This is a genomic window from Stenotrophomonas sp. B2 (assembly GCF_014947095.1).
GTDB classification, from domain to species: Bacteria; Pseudomonadota; Gammaproteobacteria; order Xanthomonadales; family Xanthomonadaceae; genus Stenotrophomonas; species Stenotrophomonas maltophilia_P.
This window is the reverse complement of record NZ_JADCQA010000010.1, coordinates 138,576-157,963: the sequence shown is the minus strand read 5'-3', so window position 1 is coordinate 157,963 and position 19,388 is coordinate 138,576. Positions and strand designations below refer to the sequence as shown.

General features: G+C 67.1%; 11 protein-coding genes. All 11 read left to right on the top strand.

The features are described 5' to 3' along the window. The first annotated feature begins 3 nt into the window (after nucleotides 1-3). Entirely contained in the window at nucleotides 4-2,166 is a 2,163-nt protein-coding gene (locus IMX13_RS13495; protein WP_053519455.1) for a bifunctional (p)ppGpp synthetase/guanosine-3',5'-bis(diphosphate) 3'-pyrophosphohydrolase, read from the top strand. Nucleotides 2,167-2,373: 207 nt separating this feature from the next. Next, nucleotides 2,374-2,760 (top strand): RidA family protein, encoded by a 387-nt coding sequence (locus IMX13_RS13490; RefSeq protein ID WP_053519454.1) that lies wholly within the window; start codon nucleotides 2,374-2,376, stop codon nucleotides 2,758-2,760. Nucleotides 2,761-2,767: 7 nt separating this feature from the next. Continuing rightward, nucleotides 2,768-4,879 carry an ATP-dependent DNA helicase RecG gene (gene recG / locus IMX13_RS13485; RefSeq protein ID WP_193396529.1) on the top strand — a complete coding sequence of 704 codons (2,112 nt, stop codon included), beginning with the start codon at nucleotides 2,768-2,770 and terminating at the stop codon, nucleotides 4,877-4,879. A gap of 410 nt (nucleotides 4,880-5,289) precedes the next feature. Beyond that, nucleotides 5,290-6,228, top strand: a complete 939-nt coding sequence (locus IMX13_RS13480) for a nucleoside hydrolase (protein WP_053520044.1) — start codon at nucleotides 5,290-5,292, stop codon at nucleotides 6,226-6,228. Nucleotides 6,229-6,316: 88 nt separating this feature from the next. Then, nucleotides 6,317-6,559 (top strand): type B 50S ribosomal protein L31, encoded by a 243-nt coding sequence (locus tag IMX13_RS13475; protein ID WP_005410871.1) that lies wholly within the window; start codon nucleotides 6,317-6,319, stop codon nucleotides 6,557-6,559. Nucleotides 6,560-6,855: 296 nt separating this feature from the next. Beyond that, complete coding sequence (locus IMX13_RS13470; protein WP_053520043.1) at nucleotides 6,856-8,133, top strand: citrate synthase; 1,278 nt, start codon at nucleotides 6,856-6,858, stop codon at nucleotides 8,131-8,133. A 287-nt stretch (nucleotides 8,134-8,420) separates the two neighbouring features. Continuing rightward, entirely contained in the window at nucleotides 8,421-8,939 is a 519-nt protein-coding gene (locus IMX13_RS13465) for a CS1 type fimbrial major subunit (RefSeq protein WP_053520042.1), read from the top strand. A 53-nt stretch (nucleotides 8,940-8,992) separates the two neighbouring features. Beyond that, entirely contained in the window at nucleotides 8,993-11,752 is a 2,760-nt protein-coding gene (locus IMX13_RS13460) for a TcfC E-set like domain-containing protein (RefSeq protein ID WP_193396528.1), read from the top strand. After that, nucleotides 11,749-12,882 (top strand): CfaE/CblD family pilus tip adhesin, encoded by a 1,134-nt coding sequence (locus IMX13_RS13455; RefSeq protein ID WP_319637192.1) that lies wholly within the window; start codon nucleotides 11,749-11,751, stop codon nucleotides 12,880-12,882. Before IMX13_RS13460 ends, IMX13_RS13455 begins: the two co-directional genes overlap by 4 nt. A gap of 22 nt (nucleotides 12,883-12,904) precedes the next feature. After that, nucleotides 12,905-13,612: a pilus assembly protein gene (locus tag IMX13_RS13450; RefSeq protein WP_180875899.1), complete on the top strand. Its 708-nt coding sequence runs from the start codon at nucleotides 12,905-12,907 to the stop codon at nucleotides 13,610-13,612. Nucleotides 13,613-13,669: 57 nt separating this feature from the next. Then, a complete protein-coding gene (locus IMX13_RS13445; protein ID WP_193396527.1) occupies nucleotides 13,670-19,369 on the top strand; it encodes an ESPR-type extended signal peptide-containing protein in 5,700 nt (1,899 codons plus the stop codon). Nucleotides 19,370-19,388 lie beyond the last annotated feature (19 nt).

The window sequence follows — 19,388 nt, the reverse complement described above, 5'->3', positions numbered from 1 at the left end:
GGCATGAACCCAGGCCCCACTGCCAAGGTCGCCGCAGCCCCCACTGCCGCCGTACCCGACTACGTCCTCCAGCTTGAACGCGCCGCCCATTACCTGCCGCCGGAGCAGCTGCCGCTGCTGCGCCGTGCCTGGGAAGTCGGGGCCGCTGCGCACGCTGGGCAGACACGCAAGTCGGGCGAGCCCTATATCACCCATCCTGTGGCGGTTGCGCAGGTGCTGGCCGAGCTCGGCCTGGATGTCGAAGCGCTGATCGCCGCGATCCTGCACGACACCATCGAGGACACGCCGCTGACCCGCGAGGCGCTGGCCGCCGAGTTCGGCGAGCCGGTTGCCGAACTCGTCGATGGCGTGACCAAGCTGGACAAGCTGAAGTTCCGGGACCGCCAGGAAGCTGCCGCGGAGAGCTTCCGCAAGATGCTGCTGGCGATGTCGCGCGACCTGCGCGTGATCATGATCAAGCTGGCCGACCGCCTGCACAACATGCGCACGCTGGGCGCCCAGAGCCGCGAAGCGAGGAGCCGCATCGCCCGCGAGACGCTGGAGATCTACGCGCCGATCGCGCAGCGGCTGGGCATGAGCCTGGTCAAGAGCGAGCTGCAGAATCTGGGCTTCAAGGCGTTGTATCCGTGGCGCCACGCGATCCTGGAAAAGCACATCCGCAGCCAGCCGGTGGTGCGCCGCGAGGCGATGGCGCAGGTGGAAGTGCAGCTGTCGCAGCGCCTGGCGAAGGAGGGCATCGAACACCGCCTGGTCAGCCGCATCAAGACGCCGTGGAGCATCTACAACAAGATGCGCGACGAGAACAAGAGCTTCGACCAGGTGATGGACGTGTTCGGGTTCCGCCTGGTCGTGCGCAGCGTGCCCACCTGCTATCACGCACTGGGCTCGGTGCATGCCACGTTCAAGCCGCTGGACGGCCGCTTCCGTGACTTCATCGCCATTCCCAAGGCCAACGGCTACCAGTCGCTGCACACCGTGCTGTTCGGACCGTACGGCTCGCCGATCGAGGTGCAGATCCGTACCGAGGAAATGGACCTGATTGCCGAGCGCGGCGTGGCCGCACACTGGACCTACAAGTTCGGTGGCGATTCGCCCAACAGCGCGCAGAGCCGTGCCCACGCGTGGATCGTCGAGTTGATCGATTCGCAGCGCGCGGCCGGCTCCTCGCTGGAATTCCTCGACAACGTGAAGGTCGACCTGTTCCCGGACGAGGTCTACCTGTTCACGCCGAAGGGGAAGATCCTGGCCCTGCCGCGCAATTCCACCGCGCTCGATTTCGCTTACGCCGTGCATACCGATGTCGGCAACATGGCGGTGGCCTCGCGCGTGGACAAGAAGCTGGTGCCGTTGCGCACCAAGCTGGTCTCCGGGCAGTCGGTGGAGATCATCACCGCGCGTTCGGCCACGCCCAAACCGCAGTGGCTGGAGTTCGTGGTCACCAGCAAGGCACGCACCGCGATCCGCCACCAGCTCAAGCAGCTGGAGCACGAGGACGCCGTGCAGCTGGGCCACCGCATGCTTGACCGTGCGCTGGAGGCGATGGATTCCTCGCTGGAGCGGCTGCCGAAGGGGCGCCTGGATGCATTCCTGGCCGAACACCGTTTCCCGCGCCTGGAGGCGCTGCTGGCCGAAGTCGCGCTCGGCAACTGGATGCCGACCCAGGCCGCGCAGGCGCTGATGGCCTATGCGGAACTGCGTGGCGGCCCGCATTCGCGCCACCACTCGCAGGAGAAGATCCTGATCAATGGCAGCGAGCGCGGCGTGGTCACCTTCGCGGGCTGCTGCCAGCCGATTCCCGGCGACGACATCATGGGCTACCACACCGCCGGCAAGGGCATCGTGGTGCATCGCATGGACTGCCCGAACCTGGCCGAGCTGCGCAAGTCGCCCGAGCGCTGGGTGCTGATCGGCTGGGATACCACCGTTTCCGGTGACTACGACACCTCGCTGGTGGTGGAAGTGGAGAACGGCACCGGCGTGCTGGCCCAACTTGCCGCCGCGATCGCGCAGAGCCAGTCCAACATCGAGCGCGTGGATTATCTGGATCGCGACTTCAACGCTGCCGTGCTGGCGTTCAACATCCAGGTGCGCGACCGCAACCACCTGGCCGAGGTCATGCGGCGCCTGCGCCGCCTGTCGGTCGTGCAGTCGGTGCGCCGCCAGTAAAGCCACGCCATGCGTGGATGACGTTCCGCGCACACGACGCACGAGGATGCGCCCGGCCCGGAGACCATGGGTGGATGGTGCACCGGTAGCGCCGGGCCATGCCCGGCGAGCGCGCCACGCAGCATGAACCAAACGTCGCCGGGCATGGCCCGGCGCTACCGGGTTGCTACAATCGCCGCTCTGTTTTCCAAATGCACCGGAGCGACCATGTCCCGCCAGATCATCAACACCGAAAAGGCGCCTGCCGCCATCGGCCCTTACTCACAGGCCGTGCGCGCCGGCAACACCGTGTACTTCTCCGGCCAGATCCCGCTTGATCCGGCGACCGGCGACATCGTCGGTGCCGGTGATGTCGAAGCCCAGGCCCGCCGCGCGTTCGACAACCTCAAGGCCGTGGCCGAAGCTGCCGGCGGTTCGCTGGACCAGGTCGTGCGCCTTGGCCTGTACCTGACCGACCTGGGCGAGTTCGCCAAGGTCAACGCGGTCATGCAGGACTACTTCCAGGCTCCGTTCCCGGCCCGTTCCACCATCGAAGTCTCCGGCCTGCCGAAGGGCGCCAACTTCGAGGTCGACGCGGTGATGGTCATCGACTGACGCCCCCGTGGCACGCAAGGCGGCGGTCACTCCGGTCCTGTCACCGTCCGGCGAAGCATCCCTGGCGATGCTCGCCGGCGTGGGTCCGGCCGTGGCCGCCAAGCTGCAGGCGCGTGGCCTGGCCACCCTGCAGGATCTCTGGCTTCACCTGCCGCTGCGCTATGAGGACCGGACCCGGCTGACCCGCATCGAAGACCTGCGATCCGGCGTGCCCGCACAGGTCGAAGTGCGCGTCGTCGCGGTCGAGCGCGGCATGCGCTACCGGCCGATGCTGAAGGTGGCGGTCGAGGACGAGGGGCAGGGCACCCTGGTGCTGCGCTTCTTCCATTTCCGCCAGCAGCAGGTCGGCCAGTTCGCGGTCGGCAACCGCCTGCGCTGTTTCGGTACGCCCAAGCCGGGCCACCTTGGCCTGGAGATCGTTCATCCCAGCTACCAGGTGCTGGGGCGCAACGATGATCCTGAACTTGGCGACCGCCTCGATCCGGTGTATCCCACGGTGGAAGGTGTGGGCCCGATGACGATGCGCAGGCTGATCGGCCAGGCACTGGATCGCCTCCCCGAAGAAGCCGCGCTGGAACTGCTGCCCGTCGGCTGGCTCGATGGCCTCGGCCTGCCGTCGCTGCGCGGTGCGCTGCTGACGGTGCACCGGCCGCCACCGGATGCCGACCTGGCCGCGCTGGCCGCCGGCACCCATCCGGCGCAGCGCCGGCTGGCGATGGAAGAACTGCTGGCGCACCACCTCAGCCTGCGTCGCCAGCGCATCGCGCTGCAGGCGCATCATGCGCCGCCGCTGGCCGGCCCCGGTGCGCTGGCCAAGGCGCTGCTGAAGCAGCTGCCGTTCGCCCTCACCGGCGCGCAGGCGCGCGTATTCAAGCAGATCCGCGAAGACCTCGCGCGACCTCGTCCCATGCTGCGGCTGGTGCAGGGCGACGTGGGTTCCGGCAAGACCGTGGTGGCCGCGCTGGCCGCCATGCTGGCGGTAGAGCAGGGCAAGCAGGTCGCGCTGGCTGCGCCCACCGAACTGCTGGCCGAACAGCATCTCAACAATCTGCGCGGTTGGCTGGAGCCGCTGGGTGTACGTATCGCCTGGCTGGCCGGCAAGGTCACCGGCAAGGCGCGCGCGAAGGTGATGGAACAGGTCGCCAATGGCGAAGCGCAGGTGGTGGTCGGTACCCACGCGCTGATGCAGGAGGCGGTGGTGTTCCAGGACCTCGCCCTGGCCATCGTCGACGAACAGCACCGCTTCGGCGTGCACCAGCGCCTGGCGCTGCGCGACAAGGGCGCCGGTGGCAACAGCGTGCCACACCAGCTGGTGATGACTGCCACGCCGATTCCGCGCACGCTGGCGATGTCCGAGTACGCGGACCTGGACGTATCGGCCATCGACGAACTGCCACCGGGCCGTACGCCGGTGCAGACCGTGGCCCTGAACAACGACCGCCGGCCGGAGCTGATCGAACGTATCGCCCTGGCCTGCGCGGAAGGACGGCAGGTGTACTGGGTGTGCACGCTGATCGAGGAAAGCGAAGAGCTGGATGCCACGCCCGCACAGGCCACCTTCGAATCGCTGCAGGCGCTGCTGCCGGGCGTGCGCGTGGGGCTGGTGCACGGGCGGATGAAGGCCGCCGAGAAACAGGCGACCATGGTCGCGTTCAAGGCCGGTGACATCGACCTGCTGGTGGCGACCACGGTGATCGAAGTGGGTGTGGACGTGCCCAATGCCTCGCTGATGGTGATCGAGAACGCCGAGCGTCTGGGCCTGGCCCAGCTGCACCAGCTGCGCGGTCGCGTCGGCCGCGGTTCGGCGGTGTCGCGCTGCGTGCTGCTGTACCAGGCACCGCTTTCGCAGATGGCGCGCGAGCGCCTGCAGACCATGCGCGAAACCAACGATGGCTTCGTCATCGCCGAGAAGGATCTGGAGCTGCGCGGGCCGGGCGAACTGCTTGGCACGCGGCAGACAGGCCTGGCCGGCTTCCGCATCGCCGATCTGGCACGCGACGCCGGCCTGCTGCCCGGCGTGCATGACCTGGCCGAGCGCTTGCTGTCCCAGCAGCCCGCACTGGCCGACCGCGTGGTCAACCGCTGGATCGGCACGGCCGTGCGCTACGCCTCGGCGTAAGCGGCCTCTGTGCGCTGCGCGCGGGAGTCGAGCATGGCTCGACTCTACAGACAGCGCTTTCGATCATTTCCATGTTCATCCACGCATTGCGTGGATGTGTCGACCACGGTCGACACCTGGCAGAGCAGAACGCCGTTCCGACAGACCGCGGGAAACTGTCGAAGGCGGGGTGGGTCCGGTTGCGGGGGCGTGAGCGCCATGGATGGCGCGACCGAGCCTCCAGAGATGGATTCACGGCGTCCCCCGCAACCGGACCCACCCCGCCATCCCCCAGGAAACCAGCTTTTGCCGTTGCTCTGGCGTTTGCTGTTGATCCTGCGGGTGCAGGGCGCAGCCCTGCCGAGCTCCCCCGGTCTTGCAACGGTCATCATCCCGGTCCACACTTCGTTGCCGATCTGAAGACGGCAACGATGACCCACAAGATCCCCCTGTTGATCGACACCGATCCCGGTGTGGACGACGCCCTGGCCCTGCTGATGGCCTTTGCCGATGAACGGCATGACGTGGTCGCCCTGACCATCGCCGCCGGCAATGTCGGCCTGCAGTACACCGTCCGTAACGCCCTCAAGCTCTGCGACATCGTCGGCCGTCCCGACGTGCCGGTGTTTGCCGGCAGCCCCGATCCGCTGCTGCATCCCTCCGTCGATGCCGCGCATGTGCACGGCCGTGATGGCTACGGCGATGTCGATCTGCCACCGCCGGGCCGACAGGCCGAAGCCGAGCATGCCGCGCTGGCGATCCTGCGCCTGTCGCACAAGCATGCCGGCGAACTGATGCTGGTGATGCTCGGCCCGCTGACCAACCTGGCGCTGGCGCTGAAGCTGGACCCGACCCTGCCTCAGCGCATCAAGCGCATCGTGGTGATGGGCGGCGCGGTCACCTGCCACGGCAACATCACGCCGGCGGCGGAGTTCAACATCGCCTTCGATCCGGAAGCGGCGCACGTGGTGTTCACCGCATTCAAGCACCTGCTGGTGTCGGACTGGGAAGCCACCGTCGCCCACGGCCTGCCGCTGCAGGAGGCCGAGACGTGGCTGCAGGCCGATTCGGAGCGCGCCCGCTTCTATGAGCTGATCTCGCGCAAGACCCGTGGCCTGTCCGAAGACAGCAAGGGCGGACGCTGGTACACCGCCGATGCCCTGGCCATGGCCTGGGCGCTGAACCCGGAAGGCCAGCTGCGGGTGGAATCGCGGCCGCTGAACGTGGAACTGAACGGCACGTTCAGTCGCGGCGCGACCCTCGTCGACTGGAACCGCCAGACCGGCCAGCCGGACAACTGCGACCTTCTGATGGCCTACGACCAGGCCCGCTTCGAAAGCCTTGTGCGGCAGGCACTTGGCGCGGACTGAGCGCGGATCCACGCAACCGGTTGCCCCAAGGGGCGGCCGGTGCTTATAATGCCGCTCTTGACCACCAGCCCATTTACGGTGTGAGCCCATGAAGGCCGATATCCATCCGAACTACCGCGACGTCGTCTTCCATGACGTCACCTCCGATTTCAAGATCCTGACCCGCTCCACCATGGCGACGAAGGAAACCATCCAGTGGGAAGACGGCAACGAATACCCGCTGGTCAAGGTTGAAATTTCCTCGGCTTCGCATCCGTTCTACACGGGCAAGCACAAGGTCATCGACACCTCGGGCCGCATCGACAAGTTCCAGAAGCGCTACGCGCGCTGATCTGTCGATCCCGCTCCGAACCGACGGCCGCGCTCTGCGCGGCCGTTTGTTTTTCCCCGGCGCCTGCCCAACAGGCGTTTGGATGGACAGAACACTGCGTTCGCGTGACAACGCTTTTGCCGATCCGGGCCACTCGCTGGCCGGGTTCCGGCCGCCTGCCGTCTACGACTTCCGTCTAGCACCGGGCAAATGCTGCTGTGCGATAATGGCGTGATCCACGACACAGGTCGTGGACGTCATTCACGTGCCTGACCAATGCGCTTGGGCAGGCGCCTTCCCATGAAGGAGCGCACACAGTGTCCGATCTTGATCAGGTCACGCTCAACGCCGGCGACACGTCGGTCGTTCTGCCCGTCATCAAACCCACCCTTGGCAACGACTGCGTCGACATCGCGAAGCTGACCAAGGAAACGGGGTACTTCACCTACGATTCCGGCTTCACCGCGACGGCCAGCTGCAAGTCCGCCATCACCTACATCGACGGCGACAAGGGCGTGCTGCTGTACCGCGGCTACCCGATCGAACAGCTGTCGGAAAAGTCGAGCTACGTCGAAGTGGCCTACCTGCTGATCAACGGCGAGCGTCCGAGCGCCGAGCAGCTGAAGGCCTTCACCGATGAGCTGGCTGCCGAGGCCAACGTCCCCGATTCGATCAACACCCTGATCGGCAGCTTCGCCAAGGATGCCCATCCGATGGCCATCCTGGCTGCCGCGATCGCGCAGCTGTCGGCCGTCTACCACGACGCGCTGGACCTGTCCGACGCCGAACAGCGCCGTCAGGCCGCTGTGCGCCTGATCGCCAAGGTGCCGACCCTCTCCGCGCTGATCTACCGTCACGGCAAGGGCCTGCCGGCCAACACGCCCGACACCTCGCTGGATTACGTCAGCCGCTTCCTGAAGCAGACCTTCGAGTCGGCCGACGGCCAGTACGAACTGAATCCGGACGTGGTCAAGGCGCTGGACCTGCTGTTCATCCTGCACGCCGACCACGAGCAGAACGCGTCCACCTCGACGGTGCGCCTGGTCGGCTCGACCGGTGCCAATCCGTATGCGTCGGTTGCCGCGGGCGTCACCGCGCTGTGGGGTCCGGCCCATGGCGGTGCCAACGAAGCCGTGCTGAAGATGCTGGAAGAAATCGGTTCGGCCGACAACGTGGAATCGGCCGTGCTCAAGGCCAAGGACAAGACCTCCGGCTTCCGCCTGATGGGCTTCGGCCACCGCGTCTACAAGAACTTCGATCCGCGCGCCAAGGTCATCGGCGAGATGACCAGCAAGGTGCTCAAGCAGCTGGGCGTGCAGGACCCGCTGCTGGACGTGGCCGTGAAGCTGGAGCAGGCCGCGCTGCAGGACGACTACTTCGTCGCCCGCAAGCTGTACCCGAACGTCGATTTCTACAGCGGCATCATCTACAAGGCGCTGCAGATTCCGACCGAGATGTTCACCGTCATGTTCGCCCTGGGCCGTACCTCCGGCTGGGTGTCGCATTGGCTGGAACAGCAGGTCGATCCGGAAATGAAGATCGGCCGTCCGCGCCAGGTCTACACCGGCAGCGACGTGCGCGACTACCAGGGCTGATCGCCCCGTAATCGCAACGTGGAAGAACGCCCCCGCAAGGGGGCGTTTTTTTTGCCCAGGCCAACGTTGCCCCTTGCCGGTGCGATGCCGAAAGCGTCGCATTCTGCTGGTCACGGCACGCGCGATGCGTGTGTGATGTCGCAGAAGTACGCGTAATCGGCAATCAAGAAACGTTGCATGTACACCGCAGGAGCCGATCAATACCTTGACCGCGCTGCTGGCAGGGCAGGTCCGTGCCGGCAGTGCTTCCATCCAGGAGGCAACCCAATCCATCAGAGAGAGAAACCATGTCGCACATGTTCAAGAAGGCCGCCCTGGCCGTGGCGCTCGCCGGCGCTTCGCTGACCGCGCAGGCCGCCGTGGAAACCAACATCACCGTGTGGGCGAACGTCGATCCGACCCTGTCCCTGCTCAAGGCCGACGGCACCGCGCTGCCGGACGCGGTGCAGCTGGTCTACCGCGCCGGCGGTGCCGGCCTGTCGTCGTGGACCGAAGATGTGCGCATCTTCACCAATGACACCGAGAAGGACGTCAGCGTACGCCTGGCGGCCGACGCCGTGCTGCGTCCCGACCTGGCCGCACCGGGTGCCATCAACGTGCCGCTGACGGTCAGCCTCAACGGCCGCGCCCTGGAGACCACCCCGATCGACTTCGCTGCAGACGACCTGTTCGACAGCGCGATTCCGGGTGCGTCGATCGCCATGCCGCTGCGCGTGCAGCAGACCGTGTCCGGCGAGATCAACTTCGCGGGCCTGTACAGCGGCACCGTTGCGCTGGTCGTGTCGCAGAACACCGCCGCGCCGTAATCCCCCACCGCGCCGGCCCGTGCGCGGGCCGGCCGGCCATCGGTTGTCTCCCCATGTTGATACCTGCACCTGCCCACAGCCGGCTGGCGGTCGCGCTCGCCCTGACGTTGGCCATTCCGGCCCTGCCGGCTGTCCACGCACGGCCGGTGCCGGCCGGTTTCGAAGACCTCGCCAGCGGCCAGACCGAGCGTGTCGAGGTACGCCTGTTCGGGCAGTGGGCCGGCCTGTGGTCCGCCTGGGTCACGCTGGATACGGTGCAGCTGGACCAGCCCGCGCAGGTACTGGAAGCCCTGGGTCTCAGCGCCGATGCGCGCGACGCGCTGCAGGCGGCACTGGCTGCACCGCTGCCGCGCAACAGTCATCTGGCCTGTCCCTACGGCCAACCGGATCCCGGCTGCGGCTGGATCGACAGTCCGGACGATCCTGCGCAGGTGCACGCCATCTTCGATGAAAGCGACGGGGTGTTGATGTTGTTTCCGGCACGCCGGTGGCTGCCACAGCAGAGCGCGCAGCGCTCGCCGTTCCACCAGGTGTCCGAGCAGGCACAGAACGCGCTGCTGCAGCAGCAGACCGTGAATTTCAGCGGGGGCGATGGCTATCAGGCGTTGAGCGTGCAGGGCAGCACGGTGCTTGGCGTGCTGCGCGATGGCCATGTCGCCAGCAGCTGGAACTACAGCCGCCAGGCGCGGCAGGGTTATCGCGCGCATGACCGCTTCCAGCTGGACGATCTCTACTATCGCCACGATCTTGCCCAGCGCCACTACGTGCAGCTGGGCCGCATGGACCGGCGCAATCTGTCCAGCCAGCAGGGCGGCACCTTCGGGTTCGGCATGCTGCCGCTGGATCGCTTCGAGGGGCTGCGCGTGGGTACCACGCAGGCCTACGTCGATACCGACGCGAACGTCACCTCCACCCCGTTGACCGTGCTGCTCGGCCGTGATGCACGCGTGGATGCCTTCGACGGTGATCGCCTGCTGCAGACCTTCTACCTGCAGGCCGGTGTCAACGATCTCGATACGCGCCGGTTTCCGCTCGGCAGCTACACCGTCACCCTGCGCATCTATGAGGATGGCCGCTTCGTGCGCAGCGAGGAGGCGCCCTTCAGCCGTGGCGGCGACTGGTCCGAGCGCAGCCTGCAGTGGTTCGTGCAGGGCGGGCGGCGCCGTGCGCATGCGACACGTGCAAGTGACATCGGCGATGCGTCCGACACGGCGGTACAGGCAGGGTTGCGCATCCCCCTCGCGCGCAACTACGGCATGACAGCGGGGATCGCCCGCGTCGCCGATACCGGTTACGGCGAACTGCGCCTGGAGGGACGCCAGCAGTTCGGGCGGCATGACCTGCAGGCGATGGTCGGCGTGCTGAACGGAGGCGACGGCAGCCACGGCCTGCAGCAGCAGCTGAGCTATCGCCACTACGCGTCCTGGAATGTCTATCGGCAACGCCTGCGTGGCGGTGCGTGCCAGAGCAGCACGCCGGTGCTGCATGACCGTTTCGGTTGTGTCGATGCGCTCAGTGCCTCGGTATCGGCGCCCCTGTTCGGCGGCAGCCTGTACCTGGGATACACGCGCCGGCGCAGCTTCACCCCGGAGTGGAGCCTGCCCGGCGAAGACGACGATGCCTGGACGGGCCTGCCGCCGGGCCTGTTGCCGCCTCATGTGCCGGCGCTGCGTCCTGCGCAGACCTCGCGCAGCCTGCAGGCCAGTTACAGCCGTACCCGGCAGTGGCGTGGACTGAGCATCGGCAGCCGGCTGGGGGTGTGGCAGCAGGACACCGACACCGGCAGCGGGCGCGGGCCTGCCCGTGATCGCGGCCTCTACCTGAACATTGCAGTCTCGCGGCTGCAGCGGATCGACGACGGCAGCGTGCAGCAGCGCATGGCGCTGGACATGCGCCAGCCTCAGCACAGCCGCCCGGATGCCCGCCTGGGCCTGTCGCATTCGCTGCGGCAGGAGCGCGACGGCGACGCGCGCGATCTGGGCGCCGAGCTGAGCGCGTACAACGACGACCGCTACAGCGCGCTGGCCAGCGCCCGTATCGACAACCGCTTCGGGCAGAGCGGTGCATCGGTGTCGTACTACCAGCACCACGGTGGGGGTGAACTGGCCTACAGCGGCAACCACACGTCGGGGCTGTCGCTGTCCGCACGCGGGCTGCACTGGGGCGGCGCCCATGGCGCCGATGCCGGGGTAGTGGTCAGCGTGGACGATGCGCGCGATCTGGAGCTGAGTGGCGCGGCTGCCGACATCCGCGCCGGCAGCAACCGGCGCCGCATCCTCGGCTTCGGCGAGCGCCGGCTGCTGCCGCTGGGCGGCTACCAGCGTCACCGCGTGGACGTGCAGGACGCCAGTGCGCACGACAGCGACGCCGCAGTGCGTGTCGCCCGCCTGGGCGCGGCGCAGCACGCCTTCCTGCTACCGGGAAAGGTGATCGCGCTGCCGGTCACGCTGGACGTGACCTACACCTTCATCGGCAACGCACGCGACATCGCCGGTACCCCGCTGGAAGGCGCCCGCATCCTCAATGCGCCGGTGCCCTCGCTGGGCCGCGACGGCGGCTTCATCGCCGAGTTCCCGCAGCGCGAGCCGGTGCTCTACCTGCTGCGTGCAGGCGACCTGCTGCAGTGCCCGCTCACCGTGCGTGAGCGCCGCAGCGTGGTGCTGCTGGTCGGCCAGGTGCAGTGCGAACCGCTGGCGCTGGAGCAGTTGCCGGCACCGATCCGCCACCAGGCGCGGGTACAGCGCCTGTTGAACGAACTGGCCCCGGTCGCGGGGCGCAACGAACGCAACGTGATGAGTGGAGGTGCGCGATGAGGATGATGGCGTTCGGTACGCTTCTGACGGGTCTGGTCGCGATCTCGGATGCTATGGCTCAGAGGTTGGAGATTACTCACCCAGGCCCGCACGAAGCATCGATCGTCATGCAGTTCGATCGATCGAATGCTCCTGCCGAACTTGAGCTATGGCGAAAAGAGACCGTCCTGGGATATTCGCAAGACGCAGAAGATGATTACGGAAGAATCCATCTTGTCTGCAATTCAGATACCGATAGCGAGGCAGGGAAGTGCCCGACTGAGGATACGTTGGATACGGGGACGCTTCTGTCTCGAATTCCGCTTCGATTTTCCGAGACAAGAAGCGGAATGAAGTTTGATCTTGAGGTAACGGGCAATCTGGATCGGGCTTTACCCGACAGAACGTGTGATGCCGACTTCTGGATGCGACGACCCAAGAGCCTCTGGTCGAGCCACTATGACGTATGTGGTAACCAGCATCCCTCGGGCACGGGAGTGCATCTCTTCATATCTGGGGATCAGCTCTCCCGATTGGTCGCCGGGCGGTGGGAGGCTCTGCTCATACTCCATCTGCGCGTCGGTTCAACTGGCGCTTCGTACGCGCAAGTCTTCCGGTTCGATCTGACCATCACCGATCGCGACCGCACCATGATCTACCTGCCCGAGTTCGGCATGGCCGAGCCGCTGGTGGGCCTGCAGCTGGACTACCGGCCGATTCCCTCACCCGGCACGATCGGTGGCACCGCCGTGCTGGACATGTGCCTGTACGACGGCATGGGCTCGCAGAGCGAGTATCTGGCCATCACCGCGCGTGACATGGGCCCCTCCGCGCCCGGCCGTCCGGCATCGCAGTACTCGGTCTGGCACCGCGACGGTGGGCGCGAGGCGCAGGACCGCCTCGACTACCAGCTCACCCTGGACCACAGCGGCCAGAAGATCGCCCTGCGCAACAACGAAGAGGTGCTGCTGCGCGGTATCGACACCGCCGAGCTGCGGTTGGTGATGCTGCCCGACATGAACCAGTGGGTGTACTGCGTGCCCACGCCGCTGACCCTGGAAACCCCCCGTGTGCCGGCGTCCGAGAAACGCGAGGGCTACTACGACGGCCGCCTCAAGCTCGAAATGCGCCTGCCGACCGACCGCCTCTGACCTTCCCCTGGAACCCGATCCCATGAGCAAGATTCCCCTGGCCGGCGCGCTGCTGCTGGCCCTTCTGCCAGCGGCACCGGTGCTGGCCAATCTCAACGTCCATCCGATGCGCGTGCATGCCGAAGCCGGCAAGACCACGACCGTGCGCGTGCATTCGCAATCACCGCAGCCGCAGTACGTGCAGGCCACGGTGAAACGCATCCTGCACCCGGCCAGTGACCACGAGGAAGAAGTCGATGAGGCCGTCGGCACCGCCGCCGTCATGGCGGTCACGCCAGGACGCTTCGGTCTGGCAGGGGGCGGCACGCGCCTGATACGGATCATTCCGCTGCAGCCGGTCGAGCAGGAAACCGCGTTCCGCGTCTACTTCGAAGGCGTACGCGGTCCCGATGACAGCACGCCGGAGGTACCGGTGCAGGGCGCCAGCGCCACCCTCGGCGTCAGCCTGGTCTGGGGCGTGCTGGTCAATGTGCTGCCCGCCGAGGGGCGCGTCGAGATGGCCCTGGACGGTGATCGCCTGTTGAACCGCGGCACGCTGCGGCTCGGCGTCAACCAGGTGCAGGACTGCGCCGCAGACGGCCGCTGCACCACGCACGAAATCAAACGCAGCCTTTACCCCGGCGCGGCGATGACGCTGCCGTTCGTGCCCCGCGCCGGTGGGCGCGTGGAGATCGACTACCGGCTCAGCCATGCCGGCTTCCGCGAGCACCGGCAGACGCTGCAGCCCTGACCGCCCATGACTGGCCTTGCGCCCCCAGGTTCCCGTTTCCCAACCACCGAGACATCGATGAATCGCATCTACCGTTTGATCTGGAATACCCGCCTGCGCTGCTGGGCCGTGGCCAGCGAGCACACCCGTTCGCGCGGCAAGCCGGCTTCGGCGGCACGCCCGCTTGCCGCCGCCCTGTGCGTGATGCTGGCCGCTCCCGCGTTCGCGACCGAGGTTGCATCGGATCCGTTGATCGTGCCCGACGCCATTGCGGCGGAGGCTGACGCAGCACCGGCAGAGTGGGACGCGTTGATGAGCGCGTTCATCGGCTCGCCTGCCACGTCGCGCAGTGTCGGCACTACCAGCTACCAGAACGTGCTGATCGGTGGGGGTTCCACGGTCAACAGCACCAAGGGCGTGGCCATCGGCGTGGGTTCGGTCACGGCGTTCGACGGCATCGGTATCGGCAACAATGCCAAGGGACTTGCCGGCGGCGTGGCCATCGGCATCAATGCGAACACGGGGTCCGGCGAAGGGGGGACTGCGATCGGCAAAGGCGCCACGGCGCTGGGAGTCGGGGCCGTCGCGATCGGGCATAGCAGCTACGTCGGCGCGCCTGGTAACAGTGCGGTCGCGGTCGGGCGCAATGCCCGGGCCGAGGGTAGCGATGCCACGGCGATGGGGCCGAGGGCACAGGCGTCGGGATCCAGATCGGTAGCGCTGGGCAACAATGCGCAGGCACAGGCGCAGGGTTCCATCGTCATCGGTGACGGCAGCAGACTTGCCAACGGCAACGCACACCACGCCATCGTGATCGGCAGCGGTGCGCGCTCCGGCGGCTACGATGCGGGCATCGCCATCGGCCAGAACGCCGTGACCGACGGCCACGGCAAGGCCGTGGCGCTGGGTGCCAACGCCAATGCCGGGCAGAGCAATGCAGTGGCCCTGGGCGCCGGCTCGGTCACCAGTGCCAGCAACCAGGTCTCGGTGGGCAATGACACCCTGAAGCGCCGCATCGTCAATGTGGCCGATGGCACCCTGAGCACCACCAGCAGCGAAGCAGTGACCGGCAAGCAGCTGCACGCCACCAACCAGAGCATCGCCAGCGCGACGGGCACGGCGAACGCGGCGAAGACGGCCGCAGACCAGGCTGCGACGAAAGCCGGGCAGGCCTTGGCCAGGCTGGATGGCAGCCGCATCGCGATCGGGACCGGTGCCACTGCAACGGGCACCAACAGCACCGCCATCGGCAATGCCGCCGATGCGTCCGGTGGCTACAGCAACGCCCTGGGTTTCCAGGCGTCCAGCGCCGGCAGCAACGCCGTGGCGATGGGCACCCTGGCATCTGCGGACGGCAGCAGTGCAGTGGCATTGGGTAACCGCGCGCGGACCGAGGGGGGCGACAACGGCGTGGCCATCGGCAATGCGGCATTGGCCTACAACAATGACGGTCTTGCACTGGGCAACAATGCCCGCAGCGGCGTCAATGCGGCCGGTGAGCGCGTTGCCGCGTCCAACGGCGGCGTGGCGCTCGGCACCGGCTCGCGCAGCGGCAATGGCGGCGTGGCATCGGGCCTGCGTGCCTCGGCCACCGGCGACCGTGCCGTGGCCATCGGCAACGACGCCAAGGCCGACGTGATCCATGCCACCGCACTGGGCTATCAGGCGGCGGCCACCGCCAACCAGGCCACGGCGCTGGGCCGCGGCAGTGTGGCCAGCGCCCGCTTCGCTACATCCGTCGGCAATCTGTCCGAAGCGACGGCCGAGAGCAGTGCCGCCTTTGGCGACCGCGCGCTGGCCAACCACACCGGTTCGGTGGCGTTGGGCAGTTCCTCCACCACCTCCGGCAGCAACCAGGTCTCAGTCGGTAATGCCACGCTCAAGCGCCGCATCGTCAATGTGGCCGATGGCACGCTGAGCACCAGCAGTGCCGAAGCCGTGACAGGCAAGCAGCTGCATGCCACCAACCAGAATGTCACCGCAGTCACCCAGGCAGCTACTGCGGCCCAGGCCGATGCCACACGCGCGCTGACGGCCCTGGCCAGCACCACCACCGCCGTCGGCCAAGGCGCGTCGGCCGGCAGCAATGCCGTGGCGGTGGGCCATTCGGCGAAAGCGGAGGGCTCCCACAGCAATGCCTTCGGTTACCAGGCCAGCGCGGGCGGCGCCAACGCGGTGAGCGCGGGCACCCTGGCGGGCGCCGCGGCTGACTCCTCGGTGGCGCTGGGCAATCGTGCCGCCGTGGATGCCACCTCCAGCGGCGCCATCGCACTGGGCACCAACGCCAAGGTCAATGCGCAGGCGGGCAACAGCGTCGCCCTGGGCGCGGGCTCGGTGGCGACCGGCGCCAACCAGGTCTCGGTGGGCAGTGCCACGGTGAAGCGGAACATCGTCAATGTGGCTGACGGAACGCTGAGCACCACCAGCGCCGAGGCGGTGACCGGCAGGCAGCTGCATGCCACCAACCAGAACCTCGCCACGGTGAATGCGCTGGCCAACACCGCGCACAGCATCGCCAACGATGCGCAGACCAAGGCCAACGCGCTGGGGGGCCTGCTCAGCCAGAGTGCCGGCAACAGCGACGTTCGCGTCGGTGCCAGCAATACCGGTGGCGCGGTGGACATGCGCAACCAGTCCAGCGCCAACCGTCGCGTCACCGGCGTGGCCGACGCGGCACTCAGCAGCACCAGTGCCGATGCGGTCAGTGGCCGGCAGCTGCATGCCACCAACCAGAACGTCACGCAGGTCACCGCCACCGCCGCCACGCTCAGTGGCCTGGTCGGCCAGGCGGCAGCCGGCGGCGATCTGCGGCTGGGCGCGCAGAACAGTGGCACCGTCCTCGATGTCCGTAACCAGGGCAACGCCAGCCGTCGTATCAGTGGCGTCGCCGATGGTGTGCTGAGTGCAGCCAGTACCGACGCGGTGAGTGGTCGCCAGCTCAACACCACCAACGAGAACGTGACCACGGCCACCACCCTGGCCAATACGGCGCACAGCGTGGCCAACGCCGCCCAGTCCACCGCCAACGATGCACAGGGCAAGGCCAACGTGCTCGGTGGCCTGCTCAGCCAGACCTCGTCCACCGGCGACGTACGACTGGGAGCCGCCAACAGCGGCGGCGTGCTGGATGTGCGCAACCAGGGCAACCAGGCGCGTCGCGTGCACGGCGTTGCCGCCGGTCAACTGTCGGCCACCAGCGACGATGCAGTCAGCGGCCGCCAGCTGTTCGACAGCAACGCGCAGATCGCCCGCAACCGTACGGACATCGACCGCCTGCGCGAGGACTTCGAGGGCTTCGATCCGGACCTGTCCGATGTGGTGCGCTTCGACGCAGGCGGCAATGTCGACCTTGAGGGGGGCCGCCTGCTCGCCGTGGGCGACGGACAACTCAGTGCCGACAGCCGCGAGGCGGTCAATGGCGCGCAGCTGTTCGCCACCAATACGAACGTAGCCGAGCAGGGCGCACAGATCGCATCCGCCCGGAAAGACCTGGACGCGTTGCGCGTGGACTTCGACAACTACACGCCTGACCTGGGCAGCGTCGTGCAGTTCGGCGAGGATGGCACGGTGGACCTGAAGGATGCGCGTCTGGTCGCCCTGGCTGAGGGCGAGATCGGTGCAGGCAGCCGCGAGGCGGTCACGGGCGGGCAGCTGTTCGTGACCAATGAGCGGGTGTCGGTGCTGGAGGAGGCGCAAGCCTATGTGGCTGTTGGGTACGATAGCTTGAGTATTCCAGCTGAAGTTGGACTTTTGGCTGTTGCTGTGGGCAGTGATGCAAAGGGTCTGGCTGAGGGAGCAACCGCCATCGGAAGCTTTGCCGCCGCCCGTTCGAAGAACTCGGTTGCGCTCGGAAGAGCTGCACATGTGGACGTTAATGCTGATGATGGCTTCGCTCTAGGTGCGACTTCGCAAGTCTACGAACATCGAGGTGTTTCTCTTGGTGGGGGCGCTCAGGTTCTCCGCGGATCTCAGAATGGCGTGGCATTGGGATATGGGTCTATTGCGAACGGATCGAATCAAGTCTCGATTGGCAATGACACGCTGAAAAGGCGCGTGACCAACGCAGGGAAGGGAATTGACGGTCATGACCTCACCACCGTCGACCAGCTCTCCGGCGTGGTAAACGCTCTCGGTGGCGGCGCGGGCTTTGCCGCGGATGGCAGCGTGATTGCTCCCTCCTACGGTGTGCAGGGCTCCATACACGGCACGGTAGGCGATGCACTGGCGGCGCTGGATGCAGGCGTGGACAGCAATCGTGGCGGACTGGATGCGATGGGCGCGCGCCTCGATACGCTGGATCAGGCGCGGGCGATGGCGGATGCCAGTGCCGTGCGCTTCGGCGCCGACCGTTCCGCCGTCGATTTCGGTGGCGCGCGCCTCATCAACGTTGGCGAAGGCGATATCAGCCATGCGGGTAGCCGGGAGGTGGTCACGGGTGGTCAGCTTCATGCCAGCAACCAGCGGATCGCTGGCCTGGAGGAGAAGCACCTGTATGCCATCGTAGGCTATGACGAGCTGAGCAAGCCAGCTCAAGCAGGGCTTCTGGCAACGGCAATGGGAAGTGACACATTGGCTATGGCTGAGGGAGCCACTGCAATCGGCAGTTTTGCTCAAGCCCGGGGCAAAAATTCAGTTTCTCTGGGTCGCGCGGCATTGGTTCATGAGGGTGCGGAGAATGGCTTTGCGCTGGGTGCACGCTCACAAGTGCAAGTGCTCAATGGTGTCGCACTTGGTTCTTCCGCTGTAGTTCACTCTGGCGCCACTCAGAGTGTTGCACTTGGCTCATGGTCTGAAGCGCGAGGAGCCAATGAAGTTTCATTGGGGCATGCGACTCTCAAGCGTCGCGTAACCAACGCTGCCAACGGCCGCGATGCCAGCGACCTCACCACCGTCTCCCAGCTCCGCAGCGCCTTCGCGGCTTTCGGCGGCGATATGCGCATGGATGCCGACGGCAACATCATCGCGCCGGAGTTCCACGTGCAGGGCCAGCGGCAGGCCACGGTCGGCGATGCGCTGAAGTCGCTCGACGGTGCGGTGGTCGACACGCGCCGGGATCTGGCCAGCATCGATGCGCGTTTCGAGCGCCTGTTCGACGATGGCGGCATCCGCAGTGACGGTACCGGCCAGCTGCGGCTGGCCGGGGAGCACGGCAGGGTGCTGGGCAACGTGGCCAACGGCATGATCGCGCCGGGCAGCCGCGATGCGGTCAATGGCGGTCAGCTGCACGCCGTGCAGCAGCAGCTCAACGGCCGCATCGACGGACTGCAGTCGCAGATCGACGGGTCGGCGACGGCCAGCCGCCAGGCAGCGGTGGACGACGTCGCTGGCGAGTCGCCGGCGGACAGCCAGACCCCGGCACCGCCGGTCAAGGACGCGCCGTCGGTGGCCTCCACCGACACGCCGAAGCCGAAGCCGGAAGCCGACGATCCGTTGCCGCAGGTGGACTCGCGTGCCGTGGATCAGGCGGTGAACCAGGCGCAGGCCTACACCGACCAGGCGATGGCCAGCGTGGACCGCCGGCTGGACCGGATGGACAAGCGCCTGAACCGCATGGCGGCAATGGGCAGTGCGCAGGCGGCGATGGCGATGAACACCGCCGGCCTGCAGACCTACAACCGCCTCGGCGCGGGTGTAGGCCATGCCGAAGGCGAGTCGGCGCTGGCGGTGGGTTACCAGCGCGTGCTCAACGAGCGCGGCTCGGCCACCTTCAGCCTCAATGGTGCCTTCACCAACAGCGGTGAGCGCACCGTGGGCGTGGGCTTCGGCGTGGGCTGGTAACCGGCAGGGCGACGCGGTC